This is a genomic window from Vibrio sp. YT-16 (genome assembly GCF_033337405.1).
GTDB lineage: Bacteria > Pseudomonadota > Gammaproteobacteria > Enterobacterales > Vibrionaceae > Vibrio > Vibrio alginolyticus.
In genome coordinates this window covers 101,001-118,289 of record NZ_JAWOQQ010000015.1, presented here as the reverse complement: position 1 = coordinate 118,289, position 17,289 = coordinate 101,001, and the positions used below count along the sequence as shown (strand labels likewise).

Here is a 17,289-nt window from a genome sequence, read left to right as displayed (position 1 = left end):
GTTTGTTATATTTATGTTAAAAGGCTAGTTATAGTTCCAAGGTTCTTCAAGAAATTAAATATGATTAAATTTTGTTCGGATAAGAAAAATTAATTCGGTTTATCGATTGCCCTCTTTGAAATGTAATTGAGAACCATTTACATTGATTTAAAAGAAAACATTGAGATACTTACCAAACGAAGTGTCCAAGAAAGTAGGCTCCCCCTACTAAGGAATGACTGATATGACAGCACTAATTACGCAATGGCTAGAACGAGACCCTGATCCTAAGACTCGTGAAGAGCTACAACACCTCGTCGATACGAACAATGAACAAGAACTTACTGATCGCTTTGGCTCACGCCTTGCCTTTGGTACTGCAGGCTTACGTGGCAAAGTGGGCGCAGGTCCAAACCGAATGAACCGCTTGGTGATTCAAGAGACCGCCACTGGTTTAGGGAACTATTTGCTTGAGCAAGTCAAAGATGCCGCGAGTCGTGGTGTCGTTATTGGCTACGACGGTCGTCCCGATTCAAAACAATTCGCGCATGATACCGCATCCGTACTGACGGCCCTTGGTATCAAGGTTTACCTAACGTATGACGTTGCAGCAACCCCAATTGTCGCGTTTGGTGTCCGTACATTGAATGCTGCGGCCGCTGTTGTTGTTACTGCCAGCCACAATCCACCAGAATACAATGGCTTTAAAGTATATTGGGAGAATGGCGCACAGATTATTCCTCCGCACGACTCTGGAATCGCAGCGAAAATTGATGACGCAACAACGAAGCCATTACCTTTAATGTCTCTCGATGATGCAAAACAGCACGGTTTGTTAGTTTGGTTGGAAGACGACTACTACCAAACTTACCGTAAGACAATGAATGAAAACGCGCTGCTTACTCCTGACAACAATACCGATATATCTATTGCTTACACCGCAATGCATGGCGTTGGCGCGAATATGGCGGAAACGCTACTTGCCGACGCAGGCTTCCAAAAAGTGGCAAGTGTTAAGGAACAGCGCGAACCTGATGGAAGCTTCCCAACCGTCAACTTCCCAAACCCTGAAGAAGCCGGTGCAATGGATATGGTGATGGCATTAGGTAAGTCCGTAGATGCCGATATCGCTTGCGCGAACGATCCAGATGCGGACCGTTTTGCCGTGGCAGTTAAACGCCCAGATGGCGAGTATCAAATGCTAACGGGTGATCAGGTGGGCTCACTGTTTGGCGATTACTTGCTGGAACAGCAACCTAACGCTTTGGTTGGCAACACCATCGTATCCTCAAGAATGCTGAGCAGCATCGCTAAGGCGCATGGCGCACAATACTATCAAACATTAACTGGCTTTAAATGGCTTACTAACGTTGCCATGGAACAAGAGACAGAAACCAACCCATTCTTGTTTGCTTATGAGGAAGCGCTCGGTTATACCGTGGGTAACAAGGTGTGGGATAAAGATGGTTTATCTGCAATCGTCGCGTTTTCACAGCTAACAGGCAAGCTTAAAGCGCAAGGCAAAACACTGTGGGATAAACTGGAAGAGCTGTACCGCGAGCACGGTTTCTACTTCAACGCACAACGCAGCATCGCTCTCGACCCGAACTCTCCACCAATCGGCGACAAACTCCGAGCCAATCCACCAACAGAGATTGCTGGTAAAAAAGTTGCAGTAACCGAAGATCTTAAAACATCGGTTCGCATGTTTGACGACGGCTCTGAAGAATCCATTGACTTACCAGCAAGTGACGTATTGATTTATCACCTAGAAGATCAATCTCGCGTGATTGTTCGTCCTTCTGGTACTGAGCCAAAACTAAAATGTTACTACGAAGTCATCAACCTCTTCCCTGCGGATATGAGCTATGAACAAGCACAGCAAGCAGCAGAAGCGAAGATGAACGAACTTATCGACGCGCACCAGCAAAGTTTGTAAGTCAAAGAGAAACATAGATATTTGATACAACAAGAGGCGCAAATTCGCGCCTCTTTTTTGATTTTCACTAGAACAAGTCAAGCTAACCCGTGCTTTCCCTAGCCTACAATTTCCTTTTGTAGAAAGTACTTGTGGATGCCCTCTGCAGGATAGCCTGAGTACTGCCCCACTTTCTCAAAACCCAATTTGAGATAGAACTCAAGAGCTTGAAAGCTGTAGGTATCCAAATAAACATGGGTAACCCCATGAGGCTTTACTCTTTGTTCTAGCATCGACATTAATTGGCTACCGAGACCAGAGGTTCGACTTTCAGCGTCTACCCACAAAAACTCAACAAACACCGTATTTTTAAACATTTCGCCAGTCAAGCCACCCATGATCTTGTCATTCTCATCTTTTGCGAAACAGCCTACAGCATGCACTTCCCCTTCAGGTAAATGCAGTCGGTTATAAGATCGAATACCTTCACGAACAAAATCAAGGTCTGTTTGATCTGGATTTAAACAAAATTCAAGCTTCATATATCCTCTCCTTAGGAAACACCAATATCCTAAAACAAAAAGCCAGCAATTGCTGGCTTTCTGATGGAATATGATAACTTTACAAGGCGAAACTACTCAGCATCCACAACGCCAGAATAACAAACACTAACCCCATTAGTTTATGCTGATACGTGCGGAATTTTTCGTTCTCGAGCAGCCCTTTGCCCAATGTGCCTGCTAACCCAACAAGTAATAAATTGAATGACAAGCCAAGAACGTTCAACAATAACCCTAGCGCTAGCATCTGCTCACCGGAAGATGCCGTGATATTGCTTGAGACAAACTGCGGCAAAAACATTACAAAAAAGACCAAGGCTTTAGGGTTAAGCAAATTACTCATCAAAGCACGCTGATAATAAGTTGATGCCATTTTGTTTTGACCATCAAGCTCTGGAGCCGAAGATGCCTCAGCTCGTAAGCAGTCCCAACCCATTTTTAGCAAGTAAGCGCCACCTAGTAGATGAAGGACTTTAAGGGCTATTGGGCTCATGGCAATCAGGGTAGATACGCCCATTGCTGCAAGCAAAGTAAGAATAACACCAGACGTCGCATTGCCTAAGCTAGCAAAAAAACCGACCTTCTTACCGTAACTCATACTAGAGCTCGCTATCAGCAACATATCGGGCCCTGGTAACAGCAACAAAGCCACTACTGCGGTGAGATAAACAGGAAGTACAGATAAATCAATCATGATGGAACCGCTTTTCTACAACAAGGCGGCGAATGTTATACCAACAAAATAACATCATCCAGCCCAAAATAGCCAAGATAAATCAAAAAATAAAAATCATAGTTTGCCCAGTTGAAAAATAGCAATCAATTCGCCTGTTTATCAAAATCGAATAGCAATTTTGTACAAAAATAAGCACGATGGATCCGTTACACTTCTAAAATGATTTTCTTGAGCAGACCGGATAAAGATGAAAGAAAAGAATAAGGAAATCGCTACCTTCAAGATAGCTCAAGAGCTCGGCGGTTTAGAACTTCTCGATGCAAAGTATGAGAAGCAGAATTTTTCACGCCATTGCCACGAAGGTTACACTATTGGTGTCATCGAAAAAGGGGCACAACAATTTTTTAGGACGGGCGGGAATCATATCGCGCCACAGGACAGCATCATCCTTGTTAATGCAGATGAAGTACACAACGGACATTCAGCCTCGGAAGGCGGCTGGGAATACAAAGCAATGTACCCCGTACCTCAGCAGTTTCAAACTTTAGGACAAGAGCTTGGTTCACCAAATGTAGCTCTGCCCTATTTCCCTCAACCTGTGGTTTACGATCCTGAGCTGGCTAGTCAGTTACGATTGGTATTTGAAACACTAGAAAAATCAGACAACCGTTTGTTGAGAGAAACTTTGGTTTACGGCACGTTGATTAAGCTAGCCAGTAAACACAGCACTCATCGGGCACCACTGAAAGAATCAACCAGAGCTCAGCGACAAGTGCAGCTCGTCAGAGAATTTTTGGAAGACTTTCCACAAACGGACGTCTCACTAGAAGAACTCGCGAAACTGTCAGGATTAAGCCCTTTTCATTTGCTGAGAGAATTTCAAAAGCAATTTGGCTTTCCGCCTCATGCCTATCAAATTCAGCAACGTTTACGTATGGCGAAGAAGCTACTAAAAATGGGACAAAAAATTTCAGACGTGGCACAAGAATGCGGTTTCCATGATCAAAGTCATCTGCATCGACACTTTAAAAAAGCCATGGGCGTCACTCCCGGCCAATACGTCCGTCACAGCTAAAGCAGCAATATTGTACAAGGCGTTATGCGACTACCGAGCTATCTTGGTAATCTGATTTAGGAATAAATAAGAAGAAACTATGGACCACACTTTGCCGTTACAAAAAGAATCAAAAGCCACGCTATTTTGGCAAGGTACACTTGCGATGATGCCTTTGAGTATCGCAGTGCTCCCTTGGGGCTTACTCGCAGGCTCATTCGCAATTGATACTGGGCTTCACCCTTTGGAAGGACAAGCACTATCCGCCATTTTGTTCGCAGGTTCTGCACAGCTCGTCGCGATGGGAATGATTAAAACGGGAGCAGGTCTAGTGACCATGTTACTGACAACGTTTTTTATCACCTCTCGACACTTCCTCTACAGTGTATCGATGCGCAGTAAAATTGCACCGCTCCCTCTAAAATGGCGATTATCACTCGGCTTCTTACTTACTGACGAGCTGTTTGCGATTGTAGGCCACCATTCCGATAAACAATTTAATCGCTGGTATGCACTTGGGGCTGGTCTGAGTTTTTACCTGTTTTGGAATGTCGCGACATTGACGGGCATTATCGCGGGAAGTCTAATCCCTGAACTGAACGAAATGGGTTTGGAATTTGCTGTGGCCGCAACTTTTATCGCGATAGTAGTACCCACCATTAAAAATGCAGCGGTGCTCGCGAGTGTTATTGTGGCTTTGGTGAGCTCAGTTGCCCTAACCTATTATCAAATTGAGGGAAGTTTGATGATTTCAAGCATTTTAGCCATGCTTACTGGTTACTTTGTGGAACAAGTAAAGGAGAAACGCTAATGATCATGTTGGCTATTTTGCTGATGACGGTACTTGTTTTCACCAGCCGCTACTTGTTTTTAGAACCCAAGCTACCATTGCGATTAGGGACGCGCACTCAAAAAGTACTCAATTACGCTAGCCCCGCAGTACTGACTGCGATCTGGGCACCTATCGTTTTCATTCCCGATGGGGAGCTCAGCGTCAATGTGCAAAACCCATTTTTACTGGCTGCCGTACTGGCTGCTTTAATCGCGTATTTTACTAAAAATGTTCTTTTAACGACGGTTATCAGTATGGTGGTATTTCTCGTTCTACGAATTTGGCTTTAATCTGCCAACCACTCAATCTCCAACAAGGTGACATCGCCACACTTTAATCGACCAAGGAAGATGTCACCTTCATGTACCTCACCAACGCCCTTTGGTGTACCAGTCATCACTACATCGCCATCTTGAAGTGTTGTGTAACTGGTTAATTCATTCAGGATAGTTAGCGGCGGGTAGAGCATTTGGTTAACGTGACCTTTTTGTACACGAACACAGTTAATTAAGAGCTCAAGGTTAAGATCGTTGATATCAATGTTATCCAAAGAGACAAACCGACTAAACACAGCAGAGCCATCAAATGCCTTAGCACGCTCCCACGGCAACCCCTGATTTTTAAGCGAGGATTGCAAACCACGCTTGGTCAGATCCAATCCCAAACCAACCGCTGAATAACGTCCATCCTTGATCAAAAAGCAGATTTCAGCCTCATAATGAAGGGGCTCTTGATGGAATGAACGCAGAGTTGTTGATACGGAAGTTGCGGGTTTATTAAATACCACCATTTGCTCAGGCATTGCATTATTAAGCTCATGAATGTGTTCAACGTAATTTCGTCCAACACAAAGCACTTTACCCACTTCTACTTTCTTTTCTTCAACTTGAATAACACTCATCATTCTTCCCTGCAAAACAAAAATCCCATCATAATCTAACCTATTGACTTAACGACACTAAATAGCAACCTCTAGTGTAAAAAATAAGACATTCACCCCGTTTTGAATTTTGTATCATCTAATTGAAACAGCAAAGTATTTGTAAAACAAATAGACAAAAAAGCCAGCACGAGGCTGGCTTTAGATCAATGAGCTTGAATAATAGTTCTCGCTAAACCCTATTATAGGTAGTAACGAGCACCTAACGCCCATTTGTCATCAGTTTCACGACCATTGTCGTCATTTAGGTCAAACTGGTAACCCGCGTAACCAACAAATTTAGGCGTGAAGTTGTATTCTGCTTGTAGTGCCATTTCTTCACGAGCAGTTTCTGTTTTAGAGTTCTTAAACTCTTTACCTTCCACCATTTCATAGTTAACACTCAAGTTTAGGCTGTTCGCCAGAGCGTATGCGATGATCGCCTCGTACGCATCACTTTCTTCTAAACGGTCACCTTTTGCACTGAAGTTCATGTTTTCGTTTGAACCATAAACTGCAGCAAGGAATAGGCCTTGACCGTACGCACCGTAAGATGCTGATACAACGTGTGATTCCGCCGTGTGCTTACCTGCATATGCAGGGTGCTGGAAATCACCGCCATTGTAAGAGTAACCGATTTTAGCGCCCATGATTGAGTAAGAAAGCGCAGCTTGCACACGGTCATCGTATTTAGCACCGCCAGTTATAACTCCAGCATCGTTGCGCGTGTAATCATCGTTTGCACCCTGCCAACCAAGACCAAAGTTGATCACACCCGCTTCACCCAGCTCGATGGCATTACGGTAAGAAAGCATTTTATCCGCACGGCCAGTGCCAAGGTTTCCATGATCGTCATAGATGAAGTCGTTGGCAAACGCGATTGGCATATCTGCAATACCTGCGACATCGTAGTAAGGTGACCATTGCGTACCACCTACTGCACGACCATAAACCTCATGCGTTATACCTAAGTAACCTAGACGAGTTTTAAACGACTCTTCACCACCGTCTAAGTAGTTTAGCGCCCATTCACCACGTGCGTCTGCGGTGAAGCCATTACCCAAATCCTGTGTCGCAGAGATATTGATACGAGGAGAGTTAGTACCCACATCCGTGTCACCTTGCTCTGATCCATTTAAATTAACAGAAACGTGGCCGCCCATCGAAAATGTTGTGCCATCGTTATTATATAGTTCCACTGCAACTGCTTGAGTACCGAAGGTTGCTGCCGCGATTGCCGCTGCTAATAATTTTTTATTCATTTCTAAATCCATTACTTATTAGTTGGTTAGTCAGTTTTAGACCCGGCTTTGGTTCACTTTCGTAAAAACGAAATGATGAACAAAGAGAGGAATACAAAGGCTATCCGAGGCATCGTTTCCACCAGATTAGTTTTACCTTTGTGTAACAACTGCCGACACTTTATTTGATTAGTTCCTGACAACCGAGTGAAAAGATCTCAGACAAAATCTAAAAAGCAATCGTTTACTTAGCCTTCAAGAAATCGAGAAATAAAAACCTTACAATAAGAAATGCTTTAGAGAGAGTTAGCTCACAAATAGCTGATGATTCGCTATTTTTAGGCCAAACTTCCTTGCCAAATTGAAATGTTTACTTACATTTAGGGTCAAGAAACAATTCAGGAACTTTTTGAAAAAAACACAGTCTTCAACGGAGAGGAAAAAACCTCAAAAAAGATAAACCTTTCTTTTTATAAGTGGTATGAGAAGGGGCACTTATTCTCGCCAGCAATAAAAGTGCAATCAAATCATAACTTAACAGAAATCTATCTTTCATTTTCAGCCTTTACCTTAGCGTCATCAACACATCGGGCAAGAAAGCCCATCGATTACAACTAGGGTAATAAGAAAATGAAAAAGGCAGCACTAACTACTGCAATTCTTACAGCATTGGTATCAGCACCATCATTCGCAGCAACTGTATACAAAAACGACGGTACTGAATTAAAAGTTGGCGGCCGCGTTGAGTTTCGTGGTGACTTCATCGGTTCAGACGGTGCTGAAGTTGAAGGTTCTATGGAAGATAAAAGCCGTGCTCGTCTTAACCTAAAAGGTAAAACAGACATCGGCAACGGCCTTTCTGCTTTCGGTGTTTACGAAGCCGAACAAAAAACGGGCAAGAGTGAATTCAAAAACCGCTACATGTATGCAGGCGTCGACTCTGATATCGGTGCTTTCTCTGTAGGTCGTCAAGACATGGCTGCAGTCATCATCTCTGACATGACGGATATCACAGAATTCTCTGGTGTTCAGCAAGTTATTGATTCGTCGTCTGATAAGCAAGACAGCGTTTTCGCATACCGTGGTGCGTTTGATGCACTACAACTTCAAGCAACCTACCAAGCAAACTCTAGCGATAACGAAGATAAATACGGCATCTCTGGAATGTACTCACTACCAATGGGCCTCGACTTTGGTCTTGCATACTCTGGTGGCGATGTAGATAAAGATAACTCTGAAGATCAAATTCTAGGTGGTATCGCTTACTCGATGGACAACCTTTACCTAGCAGGTACTTATTCTCAAGGTTCCCTGACTGACTCTGAAGACTTTACGGCTTACGAGCTAGTCGCAAGCTACAAAGTAGCAAGCAAAGTGACACTTGCAGCTCTATACACAGCTCAAGAGAATGATCCAGACAACGGTTCAAAGTACGACACCGTTGAAGGTATCGAGCTTGTTGGTTACTACAAACTAAACAGCAACTTCCGTACTTACCTGTCTTACTACATCAACCAACTTGATGAAGCAAAAGATGCAACAACAGGTCTAGTAACAGAAGGCGAAGATACACTGCGCCTAGGCGTACGTTACGATTTCTAATTCACTCTTGTCCTAAGAGCGAGTCCACTTGGCCAGCACCTTTGCTGGCCATTTTTTTATTAACCCAACACAACTCGATAAGTTTTCACACTATCCAAGCATCGCTCAGCAATGAAAAACGAGCGTAACGACGCCTACTTCTGCCCCCTTTTAATGCGATTGATCACTAAGTTAGTGCATTTCATCTAATCGACAACATAGAAAAACCAAAAAACCATTTAAAATCAAATATATAAAAGTTGGCACGTGTTCTGCAATATTATTTATGCAAATGCATGGCAGCGTTTGTGCTTCTCGTTCTTTGTACCTGTTATAACAGGCACGTCCTTTGAATTGGTAATGTCGCCTCCCTCTGGGAGGCATTTTTTTATTGGCGCGAAAAACAATAGGACGTATGATCCCGCCACCTCTATCAAACTGGAATTTTTCAATTGAATCATCATCCTGTTCAAGGTGCGTCCTGGATGCTAACAGCTGGCTTGGCATTCGCCATAGTGAACAGCTTCGCCCAAATTGCTAGCATCAACTTTGGTGTCTCCTCCACCACATTTGCGTTATTCCAATATGCAATCGCCTTATTTGTTATTCTGCCCTACCTACGTACACTTGGGATTAGACGTTCTTTAAGAACCCAACACTTTGGCTGGCATGCATTCCGCATTTTTCTCTCTGTTATCGGGATTCAACTTTGGTTATGGGCTCTCGCTTACCCAGTTCCAATTTGGCAAGGTATTGCACTTCTCATGACCTCCCCGTTATTTGCCACAGTTGGTTCTGGCTTGTTACTCAAAGAGAAAGTAGGTACTGCACGCTGGTTAGCGACATTGACGGGGTTTGTTGGTGCCATGATTATTCTTGAGCCTTGGGCAGACTCATTTACATGGGCGACCCTGCTCCCTGTTGGCGCCGCATTTTTCTGGGCAGCGTATTCATTAATGGTAAAAAAAATGTCGGTAAACGATCCGCCTTCAACCATGGTTGTCTATTTATTGCTGCTGATAACACCATTTAATATCTTGTTAGCGATACCGACGTTTACTATGCCAGATACGTGGACGATATGGGGTGTGCTTTTAGCCGCAGGTGCACTTACAGCACTCGCTCAATGGGCTATCGTTAAAGCATATGCAGTAGCAGACGCCTCATTTGTGCAACCATTTGATCACGCCAAACTGCCTTTGAATGTTGTTGCTGGTTGGTTGGTGTTTGGTTGGGTGCCACCTGGTCGTTTATGGTTAGGTGCTGCGATTATTATTGCATCTATTGCGTTTATTACGCATTGGGAAGCGAAAAAGACAAAGTTAGTTGAAAGAAAAATCTAATTTAAAAGTTCTATATTTTCAGGAAAGGAAATGAGGAACCCATATGAGTCAACCAATCAAAATTACACTGTATCGCTGGGCTGGTAGTTGGGGCCCATTCAAAGTCAATATTCCTTGTGGTGAATGTACATTAACCAAAGATATTTTAAAGGATACTTTTGAAAACGAACTAGCCGATGTGCCCGTTGAACTTGAAGTAAAAGATTGGTTATCGCACTGGTGGGAACCATTAAAAGCTGGTGCTTGGCATGCACCCATTCTTCTTGTCGAAGGGAAAGTTATCAGCCAAGGAGAAGCATTGAATCGGGGTGTGCTTGTACAGTCTGTTATTGCTGAGTGGGTAAAACGCGATGAGCTAAAAGGCAACATTGTTTATGGTAAAGCAACTTGCCCTTACTGTGTCAAAGCCAAACAATTACTTGACGAGGCTGGCGTTCAGTATGAGTACCATGATGTAGTTAAAGACAGCGCCGCCTTATACCGCATGATTCCTGAAGTAAAAGCCATCATTGGCGAAAAAACACCGGTAACAGTGCCGCAAATTTGGTTAGATGGAAAATATGTTGGAGGCGCTGACGATTTAGAAAAGTGGTTATCAGCAAAGGGGCTAGATAAAGTGCCTAACAATGTTGTGGAGATACCAAGCCAATCCGCGTAATTCTAGATTTAAATGTCATCAATCTTTGAGTAGCGTTTTGCCAATGTTGTGCAATATGTTGGCTACTTACTAACAACAAAACAGAGAAAAGCAAAAAGCCCTGATTTTTCAATCAGGGCTTTTTAAATTATTTCGCCAGTTTTTTAATAACACGAGCAAAAACAGAAGCTTTTTTCTTCTTCGCTTTACCGTAAAGCGCTTTGTGCATCGCGTCTTTTGCAATCATCTGGCCAATATAAGCACCACCAAGTTCGTTACCCATGACCTTCTCCTGAATGTATTGACTTAACTATGTTGTAATTTTACACCACAATTAGATAAAAACAAGACTCCAGTCACATTTATTTTGTAATTAACTTTCAGTTTGATTTTCGTGGATTTCTTGAAATGAGCGTCTATCGCTTAGGTTGTTGGTATGTTTTACCCGCTGCGACGTACGTATCTTTCTGTTTGATTTCAAAGAATGTTTCAAAGAACCACGCAGCAAACTTGATCAAGTGATCGCCTTCATTCATGACGTGCTCTACGTATTCTTGCTCTTCTCCGGACTCATCTTCTTGAGTGGTAATATGGTAAATACGTTTCTCACCATCAACTTCTGCAAGGCCAAACTGACCCGTTAGGGATTGCGCCGCTTGTGCAACTTCTTCTTCCTCACACGCCTTCAAGATTTCAAGTGCCTTTGGCATGCTTTCTTGCTGAGTAATTTCTTTTACCAGTGTTTCAAATTCGTTTTGTTGCATTCTTTCACCTAACGATTAGAGATCGGATAGCCATTGGGCAGAAATGTATTCCAAGCTTGAGAGAAGTATCAAGGTTCGCCCTCTTCCTTTCAAACCAAGTCATTCAGTATACACAACAGGCCTAGCTTAATTTAGCTGCGCATTTTAGAAAGCCGACCTTCTGGTTGCAAGTATATTCAGATGGAAGTTTCTGCTTGAACCGTCCCTTCTGGCACTTTACGAAATTGGCTTAGTACAAGAACAAAGCAAGAAAGTAACGCAATAAACAAATAAAACACCCCAAGCTGCTGCTGATTCGTAACCCATGAGTCTACTAAGTACCCACCAAACAAACCTGCTAAACACATTTGAATAGAGCCAGATAACGCAGAAACCGCGCCTGCCTGTTGCTTATGTGGCGAAAGTAGCAAACTGATCGATACTGGGAATGACATGCCTTGGGCAAAACTTAAACACGTGAATGCCGTCAGCAATGAAAATACACTGAAGGGGGTAACCAACAACATGAAGCCAGCAACAGCAACAATCGCGAAACTCATCAGCAAGATTTGCTGAGCTTTGTAACGAGCATTGATCAAATTCAGCACTAAGCTACCCGTCAGCAAACCAACTGACGGTATGATCATCAAAGAGCCGTAATCTGCCGCCGTTAATCCTAACTCTTGTTGCATTAAAAATGGATACAAGGAGAGCGTAACCAGAGCCGATAAATAACTAAGCCAGTTGTAGCTCGCACTACCAATCACTTGTGTATTCGTTAACAGACGCAAATAGTTCGCGCTTACTTCGCCTACTTTAAATTTTCTCTTCGGATAAGGCAGCGTTTCTGGCAGCACCAATAAACCAAGTGTAAAAATTGCCATTAAGTAAATCAGTACAAACACGAAGACAGCATGCCAACTCAGGTGAAAAGCAATCCAGCCACCAAACAGCGGAGCAATAATTGGCATCACTGAAGCAGTGACTGAAATATAAGATAGCGCTTTGGTTAATTGCATACCGTCATAACTATCACGCAGTACTGACCGACCAAGTACCGAAGCGCTGCCCGCTCCTAGGCCTTGCAGTAACCGTCCCGCTTCAAGGGCAACAATGTTGTCCGAAAACGCGATGCAAATAACCGTACCAACTAGATATACACTTTGCCCCAGAATAAACACTGGCCGACGACCAATCGCATCAGACAATGGGCCGTAAAAAAGCTGAGAGATACCGAAGCCAACGAGAAATAGCGTGACGAGATTCTGAATCGAATGTTGCGGCAAATTCAAGTCATGACCAATCAATGGCAAAGAAGGAAGATAAATACTAACGCCAACTTGGCCTGTGGCAATGATCATCATCGCTAATAACAATGGTGTTTTACGCAAACGTTCCTCCTACTTTGTGACAGATTGATGGCAAACAGTGTATATTTGATACTCAAAGATGATAATCAGCTAAGTTGGAAAGGAATTAATTCCCAAGGAGATACAATGGACTGGATTCAAAGCGTGAAGAGTTATATTCGTGTGGTCGAAGAAGGTAGCTTTAATGCCGCAGCGCGGAAACTCAATACCACCAGCTCAGCTATCAGTAAGCGAGTTCAATGGCTAGAAGATAAAATTGGCGTTCAACTACTCAAACGTACGACCCGCTCAATTAGCCAAACTGAAGCTGGTGCGCTGTTTTATCAACGAGCAAAAAGTCAGCTTGATTCATGGCAATCGGTATTAGATGAAACTCGCTCAGTCAACCAATCACCAGCGGGGCTATTAAAAATTGGGGCAACGCTGGCCGTTGGTTCCAAGTTTCTAGTTCATTATCTTGATGATTTTCTTGATAAATATCCAGACATCACACTTCAATTAACAACAACGCTACCAGGCCAATTGCCAGAGCTAAGCTTAGACCTGTTTATTAGCCGGGAATTAGAGCAACTGAACTCTCTAAGTTTCAAAGCTACTGCACTTTTCGAACATAAAGCCCAGTTTTACGCCGCGCCTAGTTACCTAAAGAAATATGGCACCCCACAATGCGTTGAGGATCTGACAGAGCATAATGTCCTGATTTGGGGAGAAAAACCCTCACGAGAAATCAAAACAAATCGAGGCAAACGTATCAGCTTGTCCGGTAACTTTGCCACGACCAACCCAGAAGCGCTGTTTCATGGTGCCAAAAGAGGCATGGGTATTTTGATGACGAACAACGTCATGATCAAAGATGACCTCAAATCCGGCGCGTTAGTCCCTATCCTGCCCGATATCACAGCGGATAAAGCCACTGTATATGCCTACTATCCAAAGCTGGATTATCAGCATACCCGAACTAAGCTATTCCTCGATTATCTCAAATCACGATTAGAAGAGGAGAAGCGCGCCTAGCTTAGCGTTTTTATCGCTATAGCTTTAAAAGGTTCAAGCATAAAAACATGAAAATAATGATTTGTTCGTTCACAAAATTTGAAAAATCTGCCTTAGTAACCGATAGTTTATTTGATGCATATCAAATAATAATTCGTCGTGTCTTACACGATATGTAAATAACAACGCTAGGTGAAATGCTCAATGGGTCAGGTACAAATCAGTTTCCACAAAATTGATGAGATATTGAAGCTAAACGGCACGGCTCAGCTAAACCGAGTCACGCTAGATATTCATCAACACTTGCAGAGCCATTGCACTTGCGTTGTAGAAGTTGCGCATCTTCAGCATTCGGCTCATACCATTTCCTTCGCCAGCAATGGAAAAATTACAGACAACCTAAGCTACCACCTTTCAGGCACCCCCTGTGAAAAAGTGGCGAAAGACATTGGCGAACATATTTTCTATCAAGACCAGGTATACAAGCGTTTTCCTGAAGATCAGATGTTTCAAGAAGATGGCATTCAAGCTTACATTGGCCTGCCATTGAAGACACAAAATGGCGAAGTTCTGGGAATTTTACTGTCTACCTTTACCCGAAGCATCCACGCGAAAGAAGCGCAAGATATCCTCGACTTCCACCGATTTTATGCCAATGTCATTATTCATAGCTTACGTGAAAAGTGGGTCAGTGAACGTTCAGATAAGCTTCTTAATCAGCTTAGCTATGAGGTATCGCATGATAACCTAACTGGACTGCTCAACCGTAGCTGTTTAGCTGATACCTTGGAGACATTAACGCAGCAGGCGACTCGCCCATTCAGTTTGGCGTATCTTGATATCGATAATTTCAAATCGATCAATGATATCAACGGAAACTATATCGGCGACCAAATCATTAAGTTCACAGCTAACGCCATTCAACAGAGCTTGTCGTCGCCAAACAATGCGTTCCGTGTTGCAGGAGATGAATTCGCCTTCATCACGTACGACGAAGATCCTGTCGCCGTGTGTCAGGAAGTACTCGACAAAATTGAAAGCGGCTACAGCGACAAATCTAACCGGATTTCTTTCACCGTTAGTATTGGTATTGCACGTGCCCCAGTACATATGTTGAACAGCGATGAGCTGATTTTGAATGCCAGTCTCGCTCTCAAAGATTGTAAAAAACACCGCGATACACGGATTCAGCATTACGACACACACCTTAGTGCTTTATACCACCGTAGGACGCAGCTTATTGAGGCAATGCGAATCCAGCTAAGTACTGATATACAAGACAGCGATGAGTTGTATGTAGTGGTTCAACCGATCGTCGATATCACGAGCGACCGCTGGAATTACTTTGAAATTTTGACTCGTTGGAATAGCAATATCTATGGAAATATCTCTCCAGCGGAGTTCATTGAAGCTGCCGAACAATCAGGCCTGATTATCGAGTTAGGTGAACGGATTATTGAACTCGCGTGTATCGCAAAGCAAGAACTCGAAGCGAACCTAGGCTATAAAGTCAAACTCTCCATCAATTGCTCAGCGTATGAGCTGGTTGATTCCAACCGTTATATTAATCACTTAACCAACATGGTTGAAAAGTATCAGCACGAAGCAAAAGACTTTGTTATAGAGCTCACCGAGACCGTCTTACTCTCACAAAGTGGCCATGAACAGATGGTACTTAACTCGTTGCGATACTTGGGTTTTAAAGTCGCACTGGATGATTTTGGTACGGGATACTCAAGCTTGAACTATATACACAATTATCCGATTGATAGCATCAAAATCGATGCTACCTTTGTGCAGAACATGCTCTCAAATACAACCTCTGAACAAGTAGTGTTTTTGATAGCGCAATTGGCAGAGCTGCTTGATGTGGATTTGATTGCCGAAGGCGTAGAAGACGATAGAGCACTACAAAAGTTAATTGAAATGGGCTGCCACTACATCCAAGGTTATTTTTACTCTCGTCCACACAGTGTTGAAGAAATCGTACACCTGATAAATGAACGTGAAGTGCGGAGTGCCTAACGTACTGAACAGACTGCTGTCATAGAATTCAAATCTAGTTAATGCACAAAGTAAAAGAGACCAAGCTATGCTTAGTCTCTTTTTGTTTTTTAAGCGAAGTACTTTATTACAGCACTGCTTTCTCTTTATCGCGTAATAGTCTATCCATTTCATCTCTGTTCGCGACAAAAGTAGCCATCTCTTTCTTAGGAACAGAACTCGCCATTGGGATATTTGCTCGCATAGCGTTAACTGGACGGCCGTATTCAATCAACTCATAGTGAAGGTGTGGCCCAGTCACTCGACCTGTTTTACCAGAAAGACCGATACGCTGGCCTCGAGAAACCTTTTGCCCTTTCTTCACCAAAATCTTACTTAGGTGTAAGTAACGGGTTTTGTATTTGCTGCCGTGCTCAACAACCACGTAGTTACCCGCATAGGGGTGTTTACGAGTCATGATCACTGTACCATCACCAGTAGAAACGACTGGTGTACCGGTTGGTACAGCAAAGTCAGTGCCGTTGTGCGGCGCAACACGCCCCGTTACTGGATGTAAACGATTAGGGTTGAAGCCAGAACTGATACGCCAACGGCTACTTACAGGGTAACGCTGGAATGCGCGCTGTAAGCTTTCACCTTTGGCATTGTAGAATTGACCATCAGTATGAAGGTAAGCGGTGATCTCGCGGCCGCGATTATAAATCTTAATCGCCTCAATTTCGTTCTTACCTGTTGGTACACCATTGATGCTTTGTGAGCGACGAACAACTTCAAATCGATCACCTGCACGAAGGTCACGTCCAAAGTTAAGTTGTTCTTTGAGTAAGCTTACGACTTGACTCACTTCCGCCGACGTTAAACCTAAACGACTCGCAGAAGAAGAAAAACTGCCTTGAATAACGCCAACTAAAGGCTCTTGGCTCCACACGCCAGGAATGGAAATATCAGTAAAGTCATAGCTACCATCACTATTCAGCTTGTAGACCACTTTATCTGCAATAGAAAATTGCAGTTCCATTTTCGCTAACTCGCCTGTCGCATCATCACGCCAGAAACGGAGCGTATTGCCCGGCTTAAGTGTATCAAGTGCCAAGTAGTTCAAATCCGTTTCCATTACTTTCATTAACGAGCTGTAACCGAAACCGAGCTGACTAAAAATAGTGCTTAGGTTGTCACCTGCTTGGATTTGATATTCGAAGTTCGGGGGAGTGACAACTTCGGCAGTTGTCGCATCAAGAATTTTTTCAACGACCTGAGATTCAGGTAGGTTCAATGCGATGGTTTTGGTTAAAGATGACTCTTTGAGAGAGTGAGAAACACCAATCGCAACTAAAACTGGCAAGGAGTATAACAGCAGCGCTCTACGACTTGTCAGATTCGGCAACCGTCTTGTAATTTCATTTGTAGACACGGGAATTACTATCTCCTTTCAAACAAGG

17 protein-coding genes are annotated in these 17,289 nt (G+C 43.3%); 9 read left to right on the top strand and 8 right to left on the bottom strand.

All coding sequences use genetic code 11. The features are described from left to right. Positions 1-223: 223 nt before the first annotated feature. The gene (locus tag R7F07_RS20275) at positions 224-1,918 is read left to right on the top strand and encodes a phospho-sugar mutase (RefSeq protein ID WP_025768465.1); all 1,695 of its coding nucleotides are present in this window, start codon (positions 224-226) and stop codon (positions 1,916-1,918) included. A 98-nt stretch (positions 1,919-2,016) separates the two neighbouring features. On the opposite strand, the gene R7F07_RS20270 is transcribed toward R7F07_RS20275, so the two are convergent. After that, positions 2,017-2,439, bottom strand: a complete 423-nt coding sequence (locus R7F07_RS20270) for a GNAT family N-acetyltransferase (protein ID WP_171342519.1) — start codon at positions 2,437-2,439, stop codon at positions 2,017-2,019. A 79-nt stretch (positions 2,440-2,518) separates the two neighbouring features. Continuing rightward, positions 2,519-3,151 carry a LysE family translocator gene (locus tag R7F07_RS20265; RefSeq protein WP_115386735.1) on the bottom strand — a complete coding sequence of 211 codons (633 nt, stop codon included), beginning with the start codon at positions 3,149-3,151 and terminating at the stop codon, positions 2,519-2,521. Positions 3,152-3,380: 229 nt separating this feature from the next. On the opposite strand from R7F07_RS20265, the gene R7F07_RS20260 reads away from it, so the two are divergent. From R7F07_RS20260 to R7F07_RS20250, 3 genes are all read left to right on the top strand, one after another. Beyond that, complete coding sequence (locus R7F07_RS20260; RefSeq protein WP_171342518.1) at positions 3,381-4,208, top strand: AraC family transcriptional regulator; 828 nt, start codon at positions 3,381-3,383, stop codon at positions 4,206-4,208. A 79-nt stretch (positions 4,209-4,287) separates the two neighbouring features. Then, a complete protein-coding gene (locus R7F07_RS20255; RefSeq protein ID WP_005375526.1) occupies positions 4,288-4,998 on the top strand; it encodes an AzlC family ABC transporter permease in 711 nt (236 codons plus the stop codon). Continuing rightward, a complete protein-coding gene (locus tag R7F07_RS20250; protein WP_005385193.1) occupies positions 4,998-5,309 on the top strand; it encodes an AzlD domain-containing protein in 312 nt (103 codons plus the stop codon). The genes R7F07_RS20255 and R7F07_RS20250 overlap by 1 nt, the downstream gene beginning before the upstream one ends. On the opposite strand, the gene R7F07_RS20245 is transcribed toward R7F07_RS20250, so the two are convergent. Further along, positions 5,306-5,920, bottom strand: a complete 615-nt coding sequence (locus tag R7F07_RS20245) for a fumarylacetoacetate hydrolase family protein (RefSeq protein ID WP_171342594.1) — start codon at positions 5,918-5,920, stop codon at positions 5,306-5,308. The genes R7F07_RS20250 and R7F07_RS20245 overlap by 4 nt on opposite strands. Positions 5,921-6,141: 221 nt before the next feature. After that, on the bottom strand, positions 6,142-7,200 hold the full coding sequence (locus R7F07_RS20240) for a porin (protein WP_017821605.1): 1,059 nt from the start codon (positions 7,198-7,200) through the stop codon (positions 6,142-6,144). A 609-nt stretch (positions 7,201-7,809) separates the two neighbouring features. Here R7F07_RS20240 and R7F07_RS20235 point away from each other — a divergent pair. The 3 genes from R7F07_RS20235 (at position 7,810) to R7F07_RS20225 (ending at position 10,761) form a co-directional block, all read left to right on the top strand. Beyond that, positions 7,810-8,781 (top strand): porin, encoded by a 972-nt coding sequence (locus R7F07_RS20235; protein ID WP_005375535.1) that lies wholly within the window; start codon positions 7,810-7,812, stop codon positions 8,779-8,781. A 464-nt stretch (positions 8,782-9,245) separates the two neighbouring features. Then, the gene (locus tag R7F07_RS20230) at positions 9,246-10,103 is read left to right on the top strand and encodes a DMT family transporter (RefSeq protein WP_005375542.1); all 858 of its coding nucleotides are present in this window, start codon (positions 9,246-9,248) and stop codon (positions 10,101-10,103) included. Between the two features lie 43 nt (positions 10,104-10,146). After that, a complete protein-coding gene (locus tag R7F07_RS20225) occupies positions 10,147-10,761 on the top strand; it encodes a glutaredoxin domain-containing protein (RefSeq protein ID WP_053307846.1) in 615 nt (204 codons plus the stop codon). A gap of 127 nt (positions 10,762-10,888) precedes the next feature. Here R7F07_RS20225 and R7F07_RS20220 read toward each other — a convergent pair whose 3' ends face one another. The 3 genes from R7F07_RS20220 to R7F07_RS20210 form a co-directional block, all read right to left on the bottom strand. Continuing rightward, positions 10,889-11,023 (bottom strand): hypothetical protein, encoded by a 135-nt coding sequence (locus R7F07_RS20220; RefSeq protein WP_017635854.1) that lies wholly within the window; start codon positions 11,021-11,023, stop codon positions 10,889-10,891. Between the two features lie 133 nt (positions 11,024-11,156). Then, on the bottom strand, positions 11,157-11,504 hold the full coding sequence (locus tag R7F07_RS20215) for a hypothetical protein (RefSeq protein ID WP_005375501.1): 348 nt from the start codon (positions 11,502-11,504) through the stop codon (positions 11,157-11,159). Positions 11,505-11,680: 176 nt separating this feature from the next. Then, the gene (locus R7F07_RS20210) at positions 11,681-12,874 is read right to left on the bottom strand and encodes a multidrug effflux MFS transporter (RefSeq protein ID WP_017821607.1); all 1,194 of its coding nucleotides are present in this window, start codon (positions 12,872-12,874) and stop codon (positions 11,681-11,683) included. A gap of 105 nt (positions 12,875-12,979) precedes the next feature. On the opposite strand from R7F07_RS20210, the gene R7F07_RS20205 reads away from it, so the two are divergent. After that, positions 12,980-13,867 (top strand): LysR family transcriptional regulator, encoded by an 888-nt coding sequence (locus R7F07_RS20205; RefSeq protein ID WP_025768470.1) that lies wholly within the window; start codon positions 12,980-12,982, stop codon positions 13,865-13,867. A gap of 183 nt (positions 13,868-14,050) precedes the next feature. Next, a complete protein-coding gene (locus R7F07_RS20200) occupies positions 14,051-15,871 on the top strand; it encodes a putative bifunctional diguanylate cyclase/phosphodiesterase (RefSeq protein WP_318110555.1) in 1,821 nt (606 codons plus the stop codon). Positions 15,872-15,977: 106 nt separating this feature from the next. Here R7F07_RS20200 and R7F07_RS20195 read toward each other — a convergent pair whose 3' ends face one another. Continuing rightward, positions 15,978-17,261, bottom strand: a complete 1,284-nt coding sequence (locus R7F07_RS20195) for a peptidoglycan DD-metalloendopeptidase family protein (protein ID WP_025768471.1) — start codon at positions 17,259-17,261, stop codon at positions 15,978-15,980. Positions 17,262-17,289 lie beyond the last annotated feature (28 nt).

Coding starts and splice junctions, on each gene's coding strand:
- R7F07_RS20275 (WP_025768465.1), top strand. CDS start 224: ATGACAGCACTAATTACGCAATGGCTAGAACGAGACCCTGATCCTAAG.
- R7F07_RS20270 (WP_171342519.1), bottom strand. CDS start 2,439: ATGAAGCTTGAATTTTGTTTAAATCCAGATCAAACAGACCTTGATTTT.
- R7F07_RS20265 (WP_115386735.1), bottom strand. CDS start 3,151: ATGATTGATTTATCTGTACTTCCTGTTTATCTCACCGCAGTAGTGGCT.
- R7F07_RS20260 (WP_171342518.1), top strand. CDS start 3,381: ATGAAAGAAAAGAATAAGGAAATCGCTACCTTCAAGATAGCTCAAGAG.
- R7F07_RS20255 (WP_005375526.1), top strand. CDS start 4,288: ATGGACCACACTTTGCCGTTACAAAAAGAATCAAAAGCCACGCTATTT.
- R7F07_RS20250 (WP_005385193.1), top strand. CDS start 4,998: ATGATCATGTTGGCTATTTTGCTGATGACGGTACTTGTTTTCACCAGC.
- R7F07_RS20245 (WP_171342594.1), bottom strand. CDS start 5,920: ATGAGTGTTATTCAAGTTGAAGAAAAGAAAGTAGAAGTGGGTAAAGTG.
- R7F07_RS20240 (WP_017821605.1), bottom strand. CDS start 7,200: ATGAATAAAAAATTATTAGCAGCGGCAATCGCGGCAGCAACCTTCGGT.
- R7F07_RS20235 (WP_005375535.1), top strand. CDS start 7,810: ATGAAAAAGGCAGCACTAACTACTGCAATTCTTACAGCATTGGTATCA.
- R7F07_RS20230 (WP_005375542.1), top strand. CDS start 9,246: ATGCTAACAGCTGGCTTGGCATTCGCCATAGTGAACAGCTTCGCCCAA.
- R7F07_RS20225 (WP_053307846.1), top strand. CDS start 10,147: ATGAGTCAACCAATCAAAATTACACTGTATCGCTGGGCTGGTAGTTGG.
- R7F07_RS20220 (WP_017635854.1), bottom strand. CDS start 11,023: ATGGGTAACGAACTTGGTGGTGCTTATATTGGCCAGATGATTGCAAAA.
- R7F07_RS20215 (WP_005375501.1), bottom strand. CDS start 11,504: ATGCAACAAAACGAATTTGAAACACTGGTAAAAGAAATTACTCAGCAA.
- R7F07_RS20205 (WP_025768470.1), top strand. CDS start 12,980: ATGGACTGGATTCAAAGCGTGAAGAGTTATATTCGTGTGGTCGAAGAA.
- R7F07_RS20200 (WP_318110555.1), top strand. CDS start 14,051: ATGGGTCAGGTACAAATCAGTTTCCACAAAATTGATGAGATATTGAAG.